This is a genomic window from Mycobacterium heidelbergense, assembly GCF_050205645.1.
Taxonomy (GTDB): domain Bacteria; phylum Actinomycetota; class Actinomycetes; order Mycobacteriales; family Mycobacteriaceae; genus Mycobacterium; species Mycobacterium heidelbergense_A.
In genome coordinates, this window is sequence record NZ_JBNMQT010000022.1 from 63,058 (window position 1) to 83,054 (window position 19,997).

Consider the following 19,997-nt stretch of genomic DNA (forward strand, 5'->3'; position numbering starts at 1 on the left):
GCAGAATGGTCGAAATGGCCGACGTTCTCAAGGTGGCGGTTGCCGGTGCCAGCGGCTACGCGGGTGGCGAGATCCTCCGCCTGCTGCTCGGACATCCCGCCTACGCTGACGGCCGGCTCACGATCGGTTCGGTGACCGCCGCCGCCAGCGCCGGCAGCGCGCTGGGTGAGCACCATCCGCACCTGACGCCGCTGGCGCAGCGGGTGGTCGAGCCCACCGAGCTCGCCGTCCTGAGCGGTCATGACGTGGTCTTCCTGGCGCTGCCCCACGGGCATTCGGCGGCACTGGCCGAACAGCTCGGCCCCGACACGCTGATCGTCGACTGCGGCGCGGACTTCCGGCTCGGCGACGCCGTCGCGTGGGAGCGGTTCTACGGGTCCCCGCACGCCGGCAGCTGGCCCTACGGGCTGCCGGAGCTCCCCGGGGCGCGCGAGCGGTTGCGCGGCGCCCGACGCATCGCGGTACCCGGCTGCTATCCCACCGCGGCGCTGCTGGCGCTGTTGCCCGCGGTAGCCGAGGACCTCGTCGAGCCCGCCGTCACCGTGGTCGCCGTCAGCGGAAGCTCCGGGGCCGGTCGCGCGGCCAAGACCGACCTGCTCGGCTCCGAGGTCATCGGGTCGGCGCGGGCCTACAACATCGCCGGCGCCCACCGGCACACGCCCGAGATCGCGCAGGGGCTGCGGGCCGTCACCGAGCGCGACGTCACGGTGTCGTTCACGCCCGTCCTCATCCCGACGTCACGCGGCATCCTGGCCACCTGCACCGCGCGCACCCGCTCCCCGCTGTCACAACTGCGCGCCGCCTACGAAAAGGCCTATGACGCAGAGCCTTTCGTCCATCTGCTGCCGGACGGCCAGTTGCCCCGCACCGGGTCGGTCATCGGCAGCAACGCGGCCCACATCGCCGTCGCGGTGGACGAGGCCGCCGAGACGTTCGTTGCGATCGCCGCGATCGACAACCTGGTCAAGGGGACCGGCGGCGCCGCCGTGCAGTCGATGAACCTGGCGCTGGGTTGGCCTGAGACCGAAGGCCTTTCGGTGGTCGGAGTGGCGCCGTGACCACCACGACCACCGAGGCTCGGCTGCTGCGTGAGCAGGGCGTGACCGCCCCGGCCGGGTTCCGGGCCGCCGGCATTGCCGCCGGGATCAAGGCATCGGGCGCTCGTGACCTCGCCCTGGTCTTCAACGAAGGGCCCGACTACGCCGCCGCCGGGGTGTTCACCCGCAACCGGGTCAAGGCCGCGCCGGTGCTCTGGACCCAGCAGGTGCTGACGACCGGAGCGCTGCGCGCGGTGATCCTCAACTCCGGCGGCGCGAACGCCTGCACCGGGCCGGGCGGCTTCCAGGACGCCCACGCCACCGCGGAGGCGGTGGCCGCCGCGCTGTCGGACTGGGGAACCGAGACCGGGGCCATCGAGGTCGGGGTCTGCTCCACCGGTCTGATCGGCGACCGGCTGCCAATGGACAAGGTGCTGGCCGGGGTTCGCGAAATCGTGCACGAGATGGCGGGCGGGCTCACGGGCGGGGACGACGCCGCGCACGCCATCATGACCACCGACACGGTGGCCAAACAGGTTGCGCTGCATCATCGGAACAACTGGACGGTCGGTGGGATGGCCAAGGGTGCGGGCATGCTCGCGCCGTCACTGGCCACGATGCTGTGCGTGCTCAGCACCGACGCGGTCGCCGACGCGGCAGCGCTGGACGCGGCGCTGCGCGGGGCCGTCGCCCGCACGTTCGACCGGCTCGACATCGACGGCTGTTGTTCCACCAACGACACCGTGCTGCTGCTGGCGTCGGGTGCCAGCGGGATCGCGCCGCCGCAGGCAGAACTCGATGAGGCGGTGCTGCGGGTCTGCGACGACCTGTGCGCGCAGCTGCAGGCCGACGCCGAGGGCGTCACCAAGCGCGTCACCGTGACGGTGACCGGCGCGGCGTCCGAGGACGACGCGCTGATCGCCGCCCGGGCGGTCGCCCGCGACAGCCTGGTCAAAACGGCGCTGTTCGGGTCGGACCCCAACTGGGGCAGGGTGCTCGCGGCCGTCGGCATGACGCCGATCACCCTCGAACCGGATCGAATCAACGTGTCGTTCAACGGTTCCGCGGTGTGCGTCGACGGGGTCGGGGCCCCCGGCGCGCGGGAGGTAGACCTGTCGGGTGCGGACATCGACGTCACCGTCGACCTGCGTGTCGGAGAAGCCTCCGCCGCCGTCCGCACCACCGACCTCTCGCACGGGTACGTCGAAGAGAATTCGGCCTACAGCTCATGACCATGAAGATCGAAGAGTTGACCACCGTGGTCAAGGCGCAGGTGCTCGCCGAGGCGCTGCCGTGGCTCAAGCAGCTGCACGGCAAGATCGTCGTGATCAAATACGGCGGCAACGCGATGACCGACGACGCGTTGCGGCACGCCTTCGCCGCCGACATGGCCTTCCTGCGCAACTGCGGGGTCCACCCCGTCGTGGTGCACGGCGGCGGGCCACAGATCACTACGATGCTGCGTCGCCTGGGCATCGAGGGCGACTTCAAGGGCGGATTCCGGGTCACCACACCGGAAGTGCTCGACGTCGCGCGGATGGTGCTGTTCGGACAAGTCGGCCGCGAACTGGTGAACCTGATCAACGCGCACGGGCCCTACGCCGTCGGCATCACTGGCGAGGACGCGCAGCTGTTCACTGCCGTGCGGCGCAGCGTCACCGTCGACGGCGTGGCCACCGACATCGGGCTGGTGGGCGACGTCGATCGGGTCAATACGGCGGCGGTGCTGGATCTGATTGCGGCGCGCCGCATTCCGGTGGTGTCGACGCTCGCGCCCGACGCCGACGGCGTGGTGCACAACATCAACGCCGACACCGCCGCGGCGGCGCTGGCCGAAGCCCTGGGGGCCGAAAAGCTGTTGATGCTGACCGATGTCGAGGGCCTGTACACCAGCTGGCCGGACCGCGATTCGCTGGTCAGCGAAATCGACACCGCCACACTGGCGCAACTGCTACCCACGCTGGAGGCCGGCATGATCCCCAAGGTCGAAGCGTGCCTGCGCGCGGTCACGGCCGGGGTGCCCAGCGCACACGTCATCGACGGGCGGGTCGAACACTGCGTGCTGGTGGAGCTTTTCACCGACGCGGGCACCGGCACCAAGGTGGTTTCCGCATGACGCACACCGACGAGCTACGGCAGCGCTGGGAAGCCGTGATGATGCACAACTACGGAACCCCGCCGGTCGCGTTGGCCAGCGGGGAGGGCGCCGTCGTGACCGACGTCGACGGCAAGACGTACCTGGACCTGCTCGGCGGCATCGCCGTCAACGTGCTCGGCCATCGCCACCCCGCCATCATCGAGGCCGTCACGCATCAGGTCGCGACGCTGGGCCACACGTCCAATCTGTATGCCACCGAGCCCGCGATCGCGTTGGCCGAAGAACTGGTCGGGCTGCTGGGCGCGGACGCGGCGACCCGGGTGTTCTTCTGCAACTCCGGGACCGAGGCGAACGAGATGGCATTCAAGCTGTCCCGGCTCACCGGGCGCACGAAACTCGTTGCCGCACAAGGGGCTTTTCACGGCAGGACGATGGGCTCGCTGGCGCTGACCGGTCAGCCCAGCAAGCAGGCGCCGTTCGCGCCGCTGCCCGGTGAGGTCACGCACGTCGCGTACGGCTCGGTGGACGCGCTGGCGGCCGCCGTCGACGACGACACCGCCGCGGTGTTCCTCGAACCGATCATGGGGGAGAGCGGCGTCGTCGTCCCGCCGGAGGGCTACCTGGTCGCCGCCCGCGAGATCACCAACCGGCATGGGGCACTGCTGGTGCTGGACGAGGTGCAGACCGGAATGGGCCGCACCGGTGCGTTTTTCGCCCATCAGCACGACGGCATCACCCCCGACGTGGTGACGCTGGCGAAGGGGCTCGGCGGCGGGCTGCCGATCGGCGCGTGCCTGGCCGTCGGTCCGGCTGCGGAGCTGCTGACGCCGGGCCTGCACGGCAGCACCTTCGGCGGCAACCCGATCTGCACCGCCGCGGCGCTGGCCGTGTTGCGCGTCCTCGCCGCCGACGACCTCGTCCGGCGCGCCGAGGTGCTGGGCAAGACGATGCGGCATGGCATCGAAAGGCTCGGTCACCCGCTGATCGACCACGCGCGCGGCCGCGGCCTGCTGTGGGGCGTGGTGCTGTCCGCGCCGCGGGCCAAGGAGGCCGAGGCGGCCGCCCGCAACGCGGGATTCCTGGTCAACGCCGCCGCGCCGGACGTCATCCGGCTGGCGCCGCCGCTGATCATCACCGAATCCCAGATCGAGGGCTTCATCGCCGCCCTGCCGGGCATCCTCGACACTGCCGGGGCCGCAACATGATTCGGCATTTCCTGCGCGACGACGACCTCGCACCCGCCGAGCAGGCCGAGGTCCTGCAGCTCGCCGCCGACCTCAAGAAGGACCCGTTCGCCCGTCGCCCGCTCGAGGGTCCGCGCGGCGTCGCGGTGCTCTTCGACAAGAACTCCACCCGCACCCGGTTCTCGTTCGAGGTGGGCATCGCCCAGCTTGGCGGGCACGCCGTCGTCGTCGACGCCCGCAGCACCCAGCTGGGCCGCGACGAGACGCTGCAGGACACCGCCAAGGTGTTGTCCCGCTACGTCGAGGCCATCGTGTGGCGGACGTTCGGGCAGGACCGGCTCGACGCCATGGCTTCGGCGGCGACGGTGCCGGTGATCAACGCGCTGTCCGACGAGTTCCATCCCTGCCAGGTGCTCGCCGACCTGCAGACCATTGCCGAACGCAAGGGGACGCTGCATGGGCTGCGGCTGTCCTACTTCGGCGACGGCGCCAACAACATGGCGCATTCGCTGATGCTCGGCGCCGTCACCGCAGGCATCCACGTCACGGTCTCCGCGCCCGACGGCTTCGCGCCCAACGCGACGTTCGTGGCCGCGGCCGAGCAGCGCGCACGGGCCACCGGCGCATCGGTGCTGGTCACCGCCGACGCCGAGGCCGCCGCTGCCGGCGCCGACGTCCTGGTGACCGACACCTGGACGTCGATGGGCCAGGAGGACGACGGGCTGGACCGCCGTACACCGTTCCGGCCGTATCAGCTCAACCCGCGACTCGTCGGCCTGGCGGATTCGGAAGCCATTGTGCTGCACTGCCTTCCGGCCCACCGCGGTGACGAGATCACCGACGAGGTGATGGACGGACCGCGCAGCGCGGTCTGGGACGAGGCCGAAAACCGGCTGCACGCCCAGAAGGCGCTGCTGGTGTGGCTGCTGGAGCGGGCGCGATGACGCCGCGCCGGCGACGATGCAGAGCGCAGCGATGGGGAGGAGTGGCGCAATGACACGCAGCAAGCCCACCCCCGAAACCACCCGCGCCGGCCGGCAGGCCCGCATCGTGGCGATCCTGTCGTCATCGTCGATCAGCAGCCAGAGCGAACTAGCGGTGCGGCTGGCCGACGAGGGCATCGACGTCACCCAGGCCACGCTGTCGCGCGATCTCGAGGAGCTCGGCGCGGTGAAGCTGCGCGGCGCGGACGGCGGCGTCGGGGTCTACGTCGTCCCCGAGGACGGCAGCCCGGTGCGCGGGGTCTCCGGCGGCACGGCGCGGCTGTCGCGGCTGCTCGGCGAGCTGCTGGTGTCCGTCGACTCCAGCGCGAACCTGGCGGTGCTGCGCACCCCGCCCGGCGCCGCCGACTATTTGGCCAGCGCAATCGACCGGGCGGCGCTACCGTACGTGGTCGGCACCATCGCCGGCGATGACACCCTCTTCGTGGCCGCCCGAGAGCCGATGACCGGCGCCGAGCTGGCCGCCACCCTCGAGAGCCTCAAATAAAGGAGATTGACTCATGTCAGAACGCGTCATCCTGGCGTATTCCGGCGGTCTGGACACCTCGGTGGCGATCAGCTGGATAGGCAAGGAGACCGGCCGTGAGGTCGTGGCGGTGGCGATCGATTTGGGCCAGGGCGGCGAGGACATGGAAGTCGTGCGCCAACGGGCCCTGGACTGCGGCGCCGTCGAGGCGGTCGTCGTCGACGCCCGCGACGAATTCGCCGAGGGCTATTGCCTGCCAACAGTGCTGAACAACGCGCTGTACATGGACCGCTACCCGCTGGTGTCCGCGATCAGCCGGCCGCTGATCGTCAAGCACCTCGTCGCGGCCGCCCGCGAGCACGGGGGCGGCATCGTCGCGCACGGCTGCACCGGCAAGGGCAACGACCAGGTCCGCTTCGAGGTCGGATTCGCTTCGCTGGCACCGGATTTGGAGGTGCTGGCGCCGGTTCGTGACTACGCGTGGACGCGGGAGAAGGCGATCGCGTTCGCCGAGGAGAACGCCATCCCGATCGGCGTCACCAAACGCTCGCCGTTCTCCATCGACCAGAACGTGTGGGGCCGCGCAGTGGAGACCGGGTTCCTCGAGCACCTGTGGAACGCGCCCACCAAGGACATCTACGCCTACACCGAAGACCCCACCCTGAACTGGAGCACGCCCGACGAGGTGATCATCGGATTCGAGCGGGGCGTGCCGGTCTCCATCGACGGCAAGCCGGTGTCGATGCTGCAAGCCATCGAGGAACTCAACACCCGTGCCGGTGCGCAGGGCGTGGGGCGCCTCGACGTCGTCGAGGACCGGCTGGTCGGCATCAAAAGCCGCGAGATCTACGAAGCGCCCGGCGCGATGGTGCTCATCACCGCGCACGTCGAACTCGAACACGTCACCCTCGAGCGCGAACTGGGCCGCTTCAAACGGCACACCGACCAGCGCTGGGCCGAGCTGGTGTACGACGGGCTGTGGTACTCACCGCTCAAGGTCGCGCTGGAGAGCTTCGTCGCCAAGACGCAAGAACACGTGTCCGGCGAGGTGCGAATGGTGTTGCACGGCGGCCACATTGCGGTCAACGGCCGTCGCAGCGCCGAATCGCTGTACGACTTCAACCTGGCCACCTACGACGAGGGCGACAGCTTCGACCAGTCGTCGGCGAAGGGCTTCGTCTACGTGCACGGGTTGTCGTCGAAGATCGCCTCCCGCCGGGACCTGGCCGCCGACGAGACGTGAGCACGCGCGAGGGATCCCTGTGGGGCGGGCGGTTCGCCGACGGCCCGTCCGAGGCGCTGGCCGCGCTGAGCAAGTCCACCCACTTCGACTGGGTGCTGGCGCCCTACGACATCACGGCGTCGCGGGCCCACACCATCGTGCTGTTCCGGGCCGGGCTGCTCACCGAGGAGCAGCGCGACGGGCTGCTCGCGGGGCTGGACAGCCTGGCCGAGGATGTGGTCGACGGCAGCTTTTCGCCGCTGGTCAGCGACGAAGACGTGCATGCCGCCCTGGAGCGCGGCCTGATCGACCGGGTCGGGCCCGACCTGGGTGGCCGGCTGCGGGCCGGCCGGTCGCGCAACGATCAGGTGGCCACGCTGTTCCGGATGTGGCTGCGCGACGCGGTGCGGCGGGTCGCCGCCGGGGCGCTCGACGTCGTCGCGGCACTGGCCGCCCAGGCCGCCGCCCACCCGAAGGCGATCATGCCCGGCAAGACCCATCTGCAGTCGGCCCAGCCGATCCTGCTGGCCCACCATCTGCTGGCGCACGCGCATCCCTTGCTGCGCGACGTCGACCGGATCGTCGACTTCGACAAGCGCGCGGCGGTGTCCCCGTACGGCGCGGGCGCGCTGGCCGGGTCGTCGCTGGGGCTGGACCCCGACGCGATCGCCGCGGACCTGGGCTTCGCCGCCTCGGCGGACAACTCCGTCGACGCGACCGCGGCCCGGGATTTCGCCGCGGAAGCCGCGTTCGTGTTCGCCATGATCGGCGTGGACCTGTCCCGGCTCGCCGAGGACATCATCATCTGGAGCTCGACGGAGTTCGGCTACGTCACCCTGCACGATTCGTGGTCCACCGGCAGCTCGATCATGCCGCAGAAGAAGAATCCGGACATCGCCGAGCTGGCGCGCGGCAAGTCGGGGCGGCTGATCGGGAACCTGGCCGGCCTGCTTGCGACGCTGAAGGCCCAGCCGCTGGCCTACAACCGTGACCTGCAGGAAGACAAGGAACCTGTATTCGACTCGGTGGCCCAGCTGGAGTTGCTGCTGCCGGCGATGGCGGGCCTGGTGGCCAGCCTGACCTTCAACGTCGAGCGGATGGCAGCGCTGGCCCCGGCGGGCTACACGCTGGCCACCGACATCGCTGAATGGCTTGTGCGCCAGGGAGTCCCGTTCCGGTCCGCGCACGAGGCCGCCGGCGCCGCCGTGCGCGCGGCCGAGGAGCGCGGCGTCGGGCTCGAGGAGCTGACCGACGACGAGCTGGCCGCCATCAGCTCCGACCTGACGCCGCAGGTCAGGGAGGTGCTGACGATCGAGGGCTCGGTGTCGGCGCGCGATGCCCGGGGAGGCACCGCGCCGACCCGGGTCGCCGACCAACTCGACGGGGTCCTGGCCAGCTCCGAGCGGCTGAAAGAGCGGCTGCAACAGCAGCTGGCGGGCTGAAACGAGACTGGCCGTTTCTTTGCCGTTAATTTGCGAGCGGACTAAGCTTCCATCAGCTAAGCAATCCGGGTGAACCGTCGTGCCCGGGGGTACGTGACCAGGGGGTGGGTTCAATGAGCGTCATCGCGGGAGTGTTCGGTGCGTTGCCGCCATATCGCTACTCCCAGCGCGAGCTCACCGACTTTTTCGTCAGCATTCCTGAGTTCGAAGGTTACGAGGACATCGTTCGGCAGCTGCACACCAGCGCCAAGGTCAACAGCCGACACCTGGTGCTCCCGCTGGAGACGTATCCGACCCTCAAAGACTTCGGCACGGCGAACCGGATCTTCATCGAAAACGCCGTGGACCTCGGCTGTGAGGCGCTGGAGGGGGCGCTGGACGAGGCGGGCCTGCGACCCCAAGACCTCGACGTGCTTGTCACGACGACGGTCACCGGGCTGGCGGTGCCGTCGCTGGATGCCCGGATCGCCGGGCGGCTCGGGCTGCGCGACGATGTGCGCCGGGTACCGCTGTTCGGCCTGGGCTGCGTGGCCGGGGCCGCGGGGGTGGCCCGGCTGAACGACTACCTGCGCGGCGCGCCGGACGGGGTCGCGGCGCTCGTGTCGGTCGAGCTTTGCTCGCTGACCTACCCGGGATACAAGCCGTCGCTGGCGGGCATGGTCGGCAGCGCATTGTTTGCTGACGGTTCTGGAGCGGTGGTCGCGGTCGGCGAGCGTCGCGCCGAACAGATCGGCGCCGCCGGGCCCAGCGTCATCGATTCCCGCAGCCACCTCTACCCCGATTCGCTGCGCACGATGGGCTACGACATCGGCACGACGGGATTCGAGCTGGTGCTGTCCAAGGATGTCGCTGCGGTCGTCGAGCAATACATCGAAAAGGACGTCACGGAGTTCCTGGCCGCCCACGGCCTGAGCACCGACGACATCGGCGCCTTCGTCAGCCACCCCGGTGGCCCGAAGGTCATCGAAGCGATCAACGCCGCCCTGTCGCTGCCGGCGGAAGCCCTGGAGCTGACCTGGCGCTCACTCGGTGAGATCGGCAACTTGAGCTCGGCGTCGGTGCTGCACGTGTTGCGCGACACCATCGGCAAGCGGCCGCCCAGCGGCAGCCCAGGCCTGATGCTCGCGATGGGTCCGGGATTCTGCTCTGAACTTGTGTTGTTGCGCTGGCATTGATGCGCGATCGTGGACTCCTGCTCGATCGCAGCACGAAAGGCCGGGTCCTATGAACAGCAGTCAGGACGAGCTCGTCGAGGCTCTCCGCAAGTCTCTCAAGGAAATTGAGCGGCTGAAGCGGGAGAACCGCGAGTACCTGGCGACCGACCCGATCGCGGTGGTGGGGATGGCGTGCCGGTATCCGGGCGGCGTGGATTCCCCGGAGGCCTTGTGGGAGATGGTCGTCGAGGGCCGCGACGTGGTGTCCGATTTCCCGTCCGATCGCGGCTGGAATCTGAGCGAGCTGTTCGACCCCGACCCCGACGCCATCGGCAAGTCATACACCCGGTGCGGCGGATTCCTGGCGGACGCCGCCGATTTCGACGCCGCGTTCTTCGGCATCGCGCCCAGCGAGGCGCTCGCGATGGATCCGCAGCAGCGCTTGTTGATGGAAGTGTCGTGGGAAGCGTTGGAGCGGGCCGGAATTGATCCGTTGGAGCTGCGCGGATCGGCGACGGGCGTGTTCGCCGGGATATTTCACGGTTCGTACGGGGGGCAGGGGCGGGTCCCCGGAGAGCTGGAGAGATACGGGCTGCGCGGTTCGACGCTGAGCGTGGCCTCGGGGCGGGTCGCCTACGCGCTGGGGTTGGAGGGCCCGGCGGTGTCGGTGGATACCGCGTGTTCGTCGTCGTTGGTGGCCCTGCACTTGGCGGCGCGCTCACTGAGGTCGGGCGAGTGCGAACTGGCGTTGGTCGGCGGGGTGACGGTCATGGCCACTCCCGCGATGTTCATCGAATTCAGTCGGCAGCGCGCGCTGGCCACCGACGGACGGTGCAAGGCGTATGCCGGTGCGGCCGATGGAACCGGCTTCTCCGAGGGTGTCGGGGCGTTGGTGCTGGAGCGGTTGGCCGATGCGCGGCGGCTGGGCCACCCGGTGCTCGCGGTGGTCCGGGGCTCGGCCGTCAACCAGGACGGCGCCTCCAACGGCTTGGCGACTCCGAACGGGCCGGCGCAGCAGCGCGTGGTGCGGGCCGCACTGGCCAACGCGCGGTTGAATACGGCCGACGTGGATCTGGTGGAGGGCCATGGCACCGGCACCACGTTGGGCGACCCGATCGAGGCCCAGGCGCTGCTCGCGACCTACGGCCAGGACCGGCCGGCGGATCGGCCGCTGTGGCTGGGGTCCATCAAATCGAACATGGGTCACACCTCGGCCGCCGCGGGCGTAGCCGGGGTGATCAAGATGGTGCAGGCGATCCGTCACGGGCTCATGCCGCGGACGCTGCACGTGGATGTGCCCACGCCGCACGTGGATTGGTCGGCGGGCGCCGTCTCGTTGTTGACCGAACCCCGGGCATGGCCGGCGGGGGACGGTTTGCGCCGGGCCGGGGTGTCGTCGTTCGGAATCAGCGGGACCAACGCGCATGTGATCCTGGAGCAGGCCGACGCGCCGGCACTGGAAACCGTTGGCGCTTCGGGTGATAACGACATGCCGGTGGTGCCGTGGGTCTTGTCCGCGCGGTCGGCCGAGGCGCTGACGGCTCAGGCGGAGCGGCTGTTGACGCACGTGGGCGCCGATCTCGATGCGGCCGACGTGGGCTGGTCGTTGGTGTCGACGCGTTCGGTGTTCGAGCATCGGGCCGTGGTGGTGGGCGGTGACCGCGAGCAGCTGCTGGCCGGATTGGCCGGGTTGGCGGCCGGCGAGCCCGGTGCGAACGTCGTGGTGGGGCGTGCCCGCGCGGTGGACAGGACGGTGTTCGTTTTTCCCGGCCAAGGCTCGCAATGGGTCGGCATGGGAACCCAATTACTCGACACATCAAAGGTTTTCGCCGATCACATGCACCGATGCGACAAGGCGCTCGGCGAACACGTGGAATGGTCCCTGATCGATGTCATCCGGGGCGCGGCGGGCGCCCCGGGGCTGGACCGGGTCGACGTGGTGCAGCCGGTGCTGTGGGCGGTGATGGTATCGCTGGCCGAATTGTGGCGGTCGGTGGGCGTCGGCCCGGACGCGGTGATCGGCCACTCGCAAGGAGAGATCGCGGCGGCGTATGTCGCGGGCGCGCTGTCGCTGGAGGACGCCGCCCGGGTCGTGGCGCTGCGAAGCCGGCTGCTGGTGCGATTGTCGGGTTCCGGGGGCATGGTCTCGCTGGCGTGCGGCCTGCCGCAAGCGCGCCAGTTGCTGGAGCCGTGGGGGGATCGGCTCAATGTTGCCGCCGTCAACGGTGTTTCGGCTGTCGTTGTCTCCGGTGAGGTGACGGCACTCGAGGAACTGATGGCGCGCTGCGAGGCGAACGGCGTCCGGGCGCGCAGGATCGATGTCGACTATGCCTCGCACTCCGCGCAGGTGGACGTGATCCGTGAGCCGCTCGCCGAGGCGCTGACCGGCATCGCGCCGCGTTCGTCGTCGGTGGCTTTCTTCTCCACGGTCACCGGCGAGCTCATGGATACCGCCGGCCTGAACGCCGAGTACTGGTACCGGAGCATCCGGCAGACAGTGCAGTTCGAACGCGCGGTGCGCGCCGCGGGCGAGAGCGGGCACCAGGCTTTCATCGAATCCAGTCCCCATCCGGTGTTGCTCGCCGGCATCGAGCAAACCTTGGCAGATCGGAATGCCCCCGACGCCGTCGTCATTCCATCGCTGGGGCGCGACGACGGTGGGCTCGATAGGTTCTTGCTGTCGGCCGGTCAGGCTCACGTCGCGGGCGTGGACGTGAATTGGCGGGCGGCGTTTGTGGGCGGATGTCAGGTGCCGTTGCCGACGTATGCCTTTCAGCGGCAACGGTTTTGGCTGCCAGAGATGGGCGCCGGAACCGGCGACATGGGCGCCCTGGGTTTGGCGGGGGCCGAGCACGGCTTGCTGGGCGCGGTGGTTCACCGGCCCGACTCGGGCGGAGTGGTGCTCACCGGCCGGCTCTCGACCGCTGCCCAACCGTGGCTGGCCGATCACGCGGTGGCCGGGGTGGTGTTGTTCCCGGGCGCCGCGTTCGTCGAGTTGGCGTTGCGCGCCGGCGACGAGGTCGGTTGCACCGTGCTGGAGGAGCTCACACTATCGGCGCCGCTGCTGTTGCAACCGGCCGAGGGCGTGCGGGTCCAGGTGGTGGTGGGCGCCCCGACGAGTTCGGGTGGACGGACGGTGTCGGTGTATTCGCTTGCGGCGCAGACCGGTTCGGAGTGGGTGTTGCATGCCGAGGGCGTGCTGAGCCCGGGAACGGTGCAGCCGGCCGCGGATCTGTCGGTCTGGCCGCCGGTGGGGGCGACGCCGCTTGACGTGGTCGATGCGTACGAGCGACTGGCCGACCGGGGTTATGAGTATGGGCCGGCGTTTCGGGGTCTTCGTGCGATGTGGCAGCGGGGCAGCGAAGTGTTCGCCGAGATCGCTGTCCCCGAGGCCACCGGAGTGGACGTCGGCGGCTTCGGGATCCACCCGGTGGTGTTGGACGCGGCGCTGCACGCGATGGGAGTCGCCGGCGAACAGGCCGAGACGATGCTGCCGTTTTCCTGGCAGGGAGTGTGTTTGTACGCGGCGGGAGCGGCGCGTGCGCGAGTGCGGATCGCGCCGGTCGGCGTGGCGGCGGTGTCGGTGGACCTGGCCGATGGTGCGGGTCTGCCCGTCTTGTCGGTGCGCGAGCTGGTAGTTCGCCCGGTCTCGGTGGCGCAGTTGTCGATGCCCGTGCCGGGCCGTCGGGCGGGTGGGGGATTATTCGAGGTGACCTGGTCACCGGTGTCATTGGCGTCCAACGGGATTGGCGATGACGGCGTGACGGTGTGGCGGCCGGGCCCGGCGGCCGACGGTGTGGTCGGGTCGGTGTATGCGGCTACCCATGAGGCGCTGCGAGCATTGCAGTCATCTCAGGCCGGCGATGGTTCCGGGATTCTCGCGGTCGTCACTCAGGGCGCGGTGAGTTGGGCCGGTGAGGCGGCCACCGATCTGGCGGGTGCGGCGGTGTGGGGGTTGGTGCGCTCGGCGCAGGCCGAGCATCCGGGCCGGTTCGTGTTGGTGGACTCGGACGGATCGGTCGACGTGCGCGATGTCATCGGTTGTGGTGAACCGCAACTCGTGGTCCGTTCCGGTGTCGCGCACGCTGCTCGGCTGACCCCGGTCGGGGCCGGGGCGGTACTGGAGTTGCCGGATGGAGGCTGGCGGTTGGCCGCCGGCGGCGGCGGCACGTTGGAGGACTTGGTGGTGCAGCCCAGCGCGCGGGTGGAGTTGGCTGCCGGGCAGGTGCGGGTGGCGGTGGCCGCGGTGGGGGTGAACTTCCGGGATGTGTTGGTGGCCTTGGGGATGTATCCGGGCGGCGGTGAGATCGGTGTCGAGGGCGCGGGTGTGGTCGTCGAGGTTGGGCCGGGGGTAACCGGGCTCGCAATTGGCGATGCGGTGATGGGTTTGTTGGGGGTGGTGGGTTCCGAGGCGGTGGTGGATGCGCGGTTGGTGACGGTGGTGCCGGTGGGCTGGTCGTTGGTGGAGGCCGCGAGTGTGCCGGTGGTGTTTTTGACCGCGCTGTACGGGCTGTCGGTGCTGGCCGGCGTGAAGGCGGGGGAGAAGGTGCTGGTGCATGCCGCGGCCGGTGGGGTGGGCATGGCGGCAGTGCAACTGTTGCGCCATTGGGGTGCGGAGGTTTTCGTCACCGCCAGCCATCCCAAGTGGGACACGTTGCGCGCGATGGGGTTTGATGACGACCACATCGGTGACTCTCGAACGCTGGAGTTCGAGCAGAAGTTTCTTGCCGCCACCGGCGGTGCCGGGGTGGATGTGGTGCTCAATTCGCTGGCCGGTGAGTTCATCGACGCGTCGTTGCGGCTGCTGAGCGATGGTGGGCGCTTCATCGAGATGGGCAAGACCGACCTGCGCGACCACAGGCAGGTCAGCGCTGACCACCACGGTGTGCACTATCGGGCGTTCGATCTGATGGAAGCCGGCCCGGATCACACCGCGGCGATGCTGACCGAGCTGATGGCGCTCTTCGCGGCGGGCAGGTTGAAGCCGTTGCCGGTCAAGACCTTTGACGTGCGGTCCACCGCTGCGGCGTATCGGTTGATCAGCCAGGCTCGCCACATCGGCAAAGTGGTACTCACGATCGGCGACCCCGGCCTGGCCGGGGGGAGCGTGGTGGTCACCGGGGGGACCGGGATGGCGGGTTCGGCGCTGGCGGAGCATCTGGTGGCCCGTTATGGGGTGGCGCATGTGGTGTTGGCCAGTCGCCAGGGTTCCGATGCCGAGGGTGTGGCCGAGGTGGTGTCGCGGTTGGAAGGTGCCGGGGCGCGGGTGTCGGTGGTGGCCTGTGATGTGGCCGATCGCGATGCGGTCGCGGCGTTGATCGCGGGGCTGCCGGCCCGCTACCCGCTCAAGGGGGTGTTTCACGCTGCGGGCCTGCTTGATGACGGGTTGATTGGTTCGTTGACGCCGGGTCGGGTGGATGCGGTGTTGCGGGCCAAGGTGGATGGGGCCTGGAACTTGCACGAGCTGACCCAGGATTTGGATGTGTCGGCGTTTGTGATGTTTTCGTCGATGGCCGGCATCGTGGGGACCCCGGGGCAGGGTAATTATGCGGCGGCCAACAGTTTCCTCGATGGGCTGGCCGCCTACCGGCGCGCGCGGGGTTTGGCGGGGTTGTCGGTGGCGTGGGGGCTGTGGGAACAGCCCAGCGCCATGACCCAGCACCTGGGTGAGCGTGACAAGGCCCGCATGACCCGACTCGGGCTCGCACCGCTATCCACCGAACACGCCCTACAACTCTTCGACGAAGCCATGCTCGCCGACCTTCCGATGCTGGTGGCCGCGCGCGTCGATGCCGCCGCGCTCGCCGACCAGCGCGCCGCGCTGCCCCCGCTGCTGAGCCACTTGGTCGTCGCTCGTCCCACCCGGCGTGTGATCGACGACACCGACACCACGGCGGCCTCGATGACGAGCCTCGTCGCACGGCTGCAGGGCCTGACCGCCGAGCAGCGACACGACCGACTCGTCGACGTGGTATGCAGCAACGCCGCCACCGTGTTGGGCCGCCAGAACGCCGCCGACATCAACCCCGGAACCGTGTTTCAAGACCTCGGGTTCGATTCGCTGACCGCCGTCGAGCTGCGCAACCGGCTCAAAACCGCTACCGGACTGACCCTTTCGCCCACGCTCATCTTCGACTACCCGACGCCGATCGTGTTGGCCGAACACCTCGACGCCCGCTTGGCCGTCGACACCACCAGCGCCGGCCAACCGAACCTGATGCACCGATTCAACGACATCACTCGTGAACTACAAGGACTGCTCGATCAACCCGACTGGAAGCCCGAGGACAAGACGCAACTCACTACCCGCATCCAGGCCCTGCTGACCACCCTCAGCACCCACCTCGACCCGTACGAGTCCTACGACTCCGACGACGAGGACATCGAAACCGCCACCGAAAGCCAGCTCTTCGCCATCCTCGACGAAGAGCTCGGCTCCTAAAGTTCGCAAGGAGCGACAGTGTCGGGCCCCGACAAGCATCTCGAATACCTCAAGCGCCTCACCGCCGATCTACGGCGTACCCGGCGGCGCCTTTCCGAATTGGAAGGCAAACTGTCGCAGCCGGTGGCGGTGGTGGGGATGGCGTGTCGGTATCCGGGCGGCGTGGATTCGCCCGAGGGCTTGTGGGACATGGTGGTCGAAGGCCGCGATGCGGTGTCCGACTTTCCCGCGGATCGGGGCTGGGACGTGGCGGGGCTGTTCGACCCGGACCCGGATACGCCGGGCAAGATGTACGTGCGCCAGGGCTCATTCCTGTCCGACGCCGGCGATTTCGATGCCGGATTCTTCGGCGTCGGGCCCAGCGAGGCGCTCGCGATGGATCCGCAGCAGCGACTGATGCTGGAGTTGTCGTGGGAAGCGTTGGAGCGCGCCGGAATTGACCCGTTGGCGCTGCGCGGCTCGGCGACGGGGGTATTCGCCGGGGTGATCCACGCCGGCTATGGCGGCGAGGTGCACGGCGAGCTGGAGGGCTACGGGCTCACCGGCTCGACGTTGAGCGTGGCCTCGGGACGCGTGTCGTACGTGCTGGGGCTGGAAGGCCCGGCGGTATCGGTGGATACGGCGTGTTCGTCGTCGCTGGTGGCGCTGCACTTGGCGGCGCAGTCATTGCGGTCGGGAGAGAGCGATCTGGCGCTGGTCGGCGGCGTGACCGTGATGGCCACCCCAGCGGCGTTCGTGGAGTTCAGCCGCCAGCGAGCGCTGGCGCCGGACGGGCGGTGCAAGGTGTACGCCGGAGCCGCCGACGGCACCGCGTGGTCCGAAGGCGCGGGGGTGTTGGTCGTCGAACGATTGGCCGACGCCCGACGGCTGGGACACCCGGTCTTGGCCCTCGTGCGCGGCTCCGCGGTGAATCAGGACGGTGCTTCCAACGGGCTGACCGCACCGAATGGGCCATCCCAGCAGCGGGTCGTGCGCGCGGCGCTGGCCAGCGCCGGCCTTGCCGCCGCGGACGTCGATGTGGTGGAGGGGCACGGCACGGGCACCACGTTGGGCGATCCGATTGAGGCGCAAGCGCTTCTGGCCACGTATGGACAGGATCGGCCGGCGGACCGGCCGCTGTGGCTGGGGTCCATCAAATCGAACATCGGTCACACGTCGGCCGCCGCGGGCGTGGCCGGGGTGATCAAGATGGTGCAGGCGATCCAACACGGCGTGCTGCCGCAGACGTTGCACGTGGATGTCCCCACGCCGCATGTGGATTGGTCGGCCGGAGCGGTCTCGCTGTTGACCGAGTCAATGCCGTGGCCGGATGGTCCCCGCCGGGCCGGTGTCTCGTCGTTCGGGATCAGCGGGACCAACGCGCATGTGATCATCGAGCAGGCCCCGGCGTTGGAGAGCGAAAACGTTGCGGCGCAGCCCGATCACGTCGCGACGGCGTGGGTATTGTCCGCCCGTTCGGAGCGGGCACTGGCCAACCAGGCCAAGCGATTGCTGGCGCGGGTGGCCGCCGATGCCGACCTGACTCCGGCGGATGTCGGTTGGTCGTTGGTGACGACGCGGCCGGTCTTCGACCATCGGGTCGTCGTCGTCGGCGCCGACCGCGACGATCTCGTCGCGGGGTTGATCGAGCTGGCGGCCGGCGAGCGGGGCGCGGGCCTCGTCGCGGGTCGTGCGCAAGCGGGCGGTAAGACGGCGTTCGTGTTTCCCGGGCAGGGTTCGCAGTGGTTGGGAATGGGCCGGCAATTGCATCAACGCTTCCCGGCGTTCGCGGAGGCGTTTGACGCGGCGGTCACCGCGTTGGATCCGCATCTGCGACTGCCGCTGCGCCAGGTCATCTGGGGCGACGATGCAGCGCTGTTGGAAAGCACCGAATTCGCCCAGCCGGCGTTGTTCGCCGTCGAGGTGGCACTGGCCGCATTGTTGCGGCACTGCGGCGTGGAGCCGGACGTCGTGACGGGTCATTCGGTAGGCGAGATCGCGGCCGCCCATGTGGCCGGGGCGTTGTCGCTCGCGGATGCCGCCCGGGTGGTGGCCGGCCGGGGCCGGTTGATGGCGGCCCTACCTGGCGGCGGGGTGATGGTCGCCGTAGCCGCCGGCGAGTCGGAAGTCGCACCATTGCTGACCGAGGCGGTGAGCATCGCCGCGGTCAATGCCCCCAACGCGGTGGTGATTTCGGGTGCCCAACAGCCGGTGGAGGCGGTCTCGGATCGGCTGGCCGAGTCGGGTCGCCGGGTGCACCGGCTGGCGGTGTCGCACGCGTTTCACTCCACCCTGATGGAGCCCATGCTCGACGAGTTCGGGCAGCTGCTCGAGGGGATTTCCGCCGAGCCACCGCGAATTGCGTTGGTGTCGAACCTGACCGGTCAATTGGCCGGTCCCGGGTACGGGTCGGCGCAGTACTGGGTTGACCATGTGCGGCAACCGGTCCGTTTCGTCGACGGCGTAAGGGCCGCCGAGTCGTTGGGCGCGGACGTTTTTGTGGAGGTGGGTCCCGGGCGTGGCCTGACCGCCGCGGTGGAGCAGTCGTTGACCGCCGACCGGGCGGCGTCGGTGGTGACGCAGCCCAAGGACCGACCCGAAGCCGAGTCGCTGCTGGCCGCCCTGGGGCAGTTGTTCGCCCGCGGTGTCGGTGTGGACTGGCCTGCCGTGTTGGGGGGCGGGCGCCGAGTCGACCTACCGACGTACGGATTTGTGCGGCAGCGGTATTGGTTGCCTTACGGCGCCGTGGGATCGGCGGACGTGAGGGGTGCGGGGTTGACGCACGCCGCGCATCCGCTGTTGAGCGCGGTGGTAGAGCGGCCCGATTCGGGCGGCGTCGTGCTGACGGGCTCCTTGTCGGTGGGCGATTTCCCGTGGCTGGCGGATCACGTCGTCGACGAAGTGATGCTGTTTCCCGGAGCGGGATTCGTGGAGTTGGTCCTGCGGGCCGGCGACGAGGTCGGCTGTTCGGTCCTGGAGGAGCTCACATTGTTGGCGCCGCTGGTGCTCCCGGAGTCCGGCGGGGTGCGGGTGCAGCTGGTCGTCGACGCGGCCACCGAGTCGGGTTCGCGAGCGGTATGGGTCTATTCGCGCGGCGCCCACGCGGATTCGATCTGGCTATTGCACGCGCAGGGCGTGCTGAACGCGGGTTCGCCGGCGCCCGCGGACCTGTCGGTGTGGCCGCCGGCCGGAGCGTCGGCGGTGGAGGCCGGCGATGTGTACGGCGTGTTGGCCGCGCGGGGCTATGAGTACGGGCCGGCGTTTCGCGGCCTGCGGGCGATATGGCAACGGGGGCAAGAGATTTTCGCCGAGGTCGCCGTAGGTGAGGGTGTGACGGTCGCGGGGTTCGGAATTCATCCGGTGGTGTTGGACGCGGCGCTGCACGCGATGGGAGTGGTCGGCCAACAGGTCGAAACGATGCTGCCGTTTTCCTGGCAGGGCGTGTGTCTGCATGCCGCCGGTGCATCCAGGGTCCGGGTCCGGATCGCGCCGGCCGGTGCCGGCGCGGTGTCGGTGGACCTGGCCGATGGTGCGGGTCTGCCCGTGTTGTCGGTGCGCGAGTTAGTGCTTCGCCCGGTCTCGGCGAAAGCGCTGTCGGCGGCGGTCGCGGCGGCCGCCGGTGGCGGTGGCGGCTTGTTCGACGTTGTGTGGTCACCGGTCCCATTGCAACCCACTGGCATTGGCGATGACGGCGCGACGGTGTGGCAGCTAGGCCCGGCGGCCGACGGTGTGGTCGGGTCGGTGTATGCGGCTACCCATGAGGCGCTGCGGGTGTTGCAATCGCGGCTCGCCGGCGATGACTCTGGGGAGCTGGTCGTGGTGACGCACGGCGCGGTGAGTTGGGCCGGTGAGGCGGCCACAGATCTGGCGGGTGCGGCGGTGTGGGGGTTGGTGCGCTCGGCGCAGGCCGAGCATCCGGGCCGGTTCGTGTTGGTGGACTCGGACGGATCGGTCGACGTGCGCGATGTCATC

Annotated in this window: 11 protein-coding genes; all 11 read left to right on the forward strand. The window is 69.5% G+C overall.

What is annotated here, in order from left to right; all coding sequences use genetic code 11:
* Nucleotides 1–14 precede the first annotated feature (14 nt).
* Complete coding sequence (gene argC / locus ACQI5H_RS20970; RefSeq protein WP_427081219.1) at nucleotides 15–1,058, forward strand: N-acetyl-gamma-glutamyl-phosphate reductase; 1,044 nt, start codon at nucleotides 15–17, stop codon at nucleotides 1,056–1,058.
* Nucleotides 1,055–2,269, forward strand: coding sequence for a bifunctional glutamate N-acetyltransferase/amino-acid acetyltransferase ArgJ (gene argJ / locus ACQI5H_RS20975; protein ID WP_427081220.1), 1,215 nt, complete (start codon nucleotides 1,055–1,057; stop codon nucleotides 2,267–2,269). The genes argC and argJ overlap by 4 nt, the downstream gene beginning before the upstream one ends.
* A gap of 2 nt (nucleotides 2,270–2,271) precedes the next feature.
* Nucleotides 2,272–3,153 carry an acetylglutamate kinase gene (gene argB, locus ACQI5H_RS20980; RefSeq protein ID WP_427081233.1) on the forward strand — a complete coding sequence of 294 codons (882 nt, stop codon included), beginning with the start codon at nucleotides 2,272–2,274 and terminating at the stop codon, nucleotides 3,151–3,153.
* Nucleotides 3,150–4,340 carry an acetylornithine transaminase gene (locus tag ACQI5H_RS20985; protein WP_427081221.1) on the forward strand — a complete coding sequence of 397 codons (1,191 nt, stop codon included), beginning with the start codon at nucleotides 3,150–3,152 and terminating at the stop codon, nucleotides 4,338–4,340. The genes argB and ACQI5H_RS20985 overlap by 4 nt, the downstream gene beginning before the upstream one ends.
* A complete protein-coding gene (argF, locus tag ACQI5H_RS20990) occupies nucleotides 4,337–5,263 on the forward strand; it encodes an ornithine carbamoyltransferase (protein ID WP_427081222.1) in 927 nt (308 codons plus the stop codon). Before ACQI5H_RS20985 ends, argF begins: the two co-directional genes overlap by 4 nt.
* Before the next feature lie 49 nt (nucleotides 5,264–5,312).
* Entirely contained in the window at nucleotides 5,313–5,807 is a 495-nt protein-coding gene (locus tag ACQI5H_RS20995) for an arginine repressor (protein WP_076058868.1), read from the forward strand.
* Nucleotides 5,808–5,820: 13 nt separating this feature from the next.
* Nucleotides 5,821–7,029 carry an argininosuccinate synthase gene (locus ACQI5H_RS21000; protein ID WP_427081223.1) on the forward strand — a complete coding sequence of 403 codons (1,209 nt, stop codon included), beginning with the start codon at nucleotides 5,821–5,823 and terminating at the stop codon, nucleotides 7,027–7,029.
* Nucleotides 7,026–8,450, forward strand: a complete 1,425-nt coding sequence (gene argH / locus ACQI5H_RS21005; RefSeq protein ID WP_427081224.1) for an argininosuccinate lyase — start codon at nucleotides 7,026–7,028, stop codon at nucleotides 8,448–8,450. Before ACQI5H_RS21000 ends, argH begins: the two co-directional genes overlap by 4 nt.
* 113 nt (nucleotides 8,451–8,563) lie before the next feature.
* On the forward strand, nucleotides 8,564–9,625 hold the full coding sequence (locus ACQI5H_RS21010) for a type III polyketide synthase (protein WP_427081225.1): 1,062 nt from the start codon (nucleotides 8,564–8,566) through the stop codon (nucleotides 9,623–9,625).
* Between the two features lie 49 nt (nucleotides 9,626–9,674).
* Nucleotides 9,675–16,046: an SDR family NAD(P)-dependent oxidoreductase gene (locus tag ACQI5H_RS21015; RefSeq protein WP_427081226.1), complete on the forward strand. Its 6,372-nt coding sequence runs from the start codon at nucleotides 9,675–9,677 to the stop codon at nucleotides 16,044–16,046.
* 18 nt (nucleotides 16,047–16,064) lie between these two features.
* A partial coding sequence (locus ACQI5H_RS21020; protein ID WP_427081227.1) for a type I polyketide synthase occupies nucleotides 16,065–19,997 on the forward strand: 3,933 nt, incomplete at its 3' end.

Excerpts from the sequence above, each read along its gene's own strand:
- argC (WP_427081219.1), top strand. The coding sequence starts at position 15 with ATGGCCGACGTTCTCAAGGTGGCGGTTGCCGGTGCCAGCGGCTACGCG.
- argB (WP_427081233.1), top strand. The coding sequence starts at position 2,272 with ATGAAGATCGAAGAGTTGACCACCGTGGTCAAGGCGCAGGTGCTCGCC.
- ACQI5H_RS20985 (WP_427081221.1), top strand. The coding sequence starts at position 3,150 with ATGACGCACACCGACGAGCTACGGCAGCGCTGGGAAGCCGTGATGATG.
- argF (WP_427081222.1), top strand. The coding sequence starts at position 4,337 with ATGATTCGGCATTTCCTGCGCGACGACGACCTCGCACCCGCCGAGCAG.
- ACQI5H_RS20995 (WP_076058868.1), top strand. The coding sequence starts at position 5,313 with ATGACACGCAGCAAGCCCACCCCCGAAACCACCCGCGCCGGCCGGCAG.
- ACQI5H_RS21000 (WP_427081223.1), top strand. The coding sequence starts at position 5,821 with ATGTCAGAACGCGTCATCCTGGCGTATTCCGGCGGTCTGGACACCTCG.
- ACQI5H_RS21010 (WP_427081225.1), top strand. The coding sequence starts at position 8,564 with ATGAGCGTCATCGCGGGAGTGTTCGGTGCGTTGCCGCCATATCGCTAC.
- ACQI5H_RS21015 (WP_427081226.1), top strand. The coding sequence starts at position 9,675 with ATGAACAGCAGTCAGGACGAGCTCGTCGAGGCTCTCCGCAAGTCTCTC.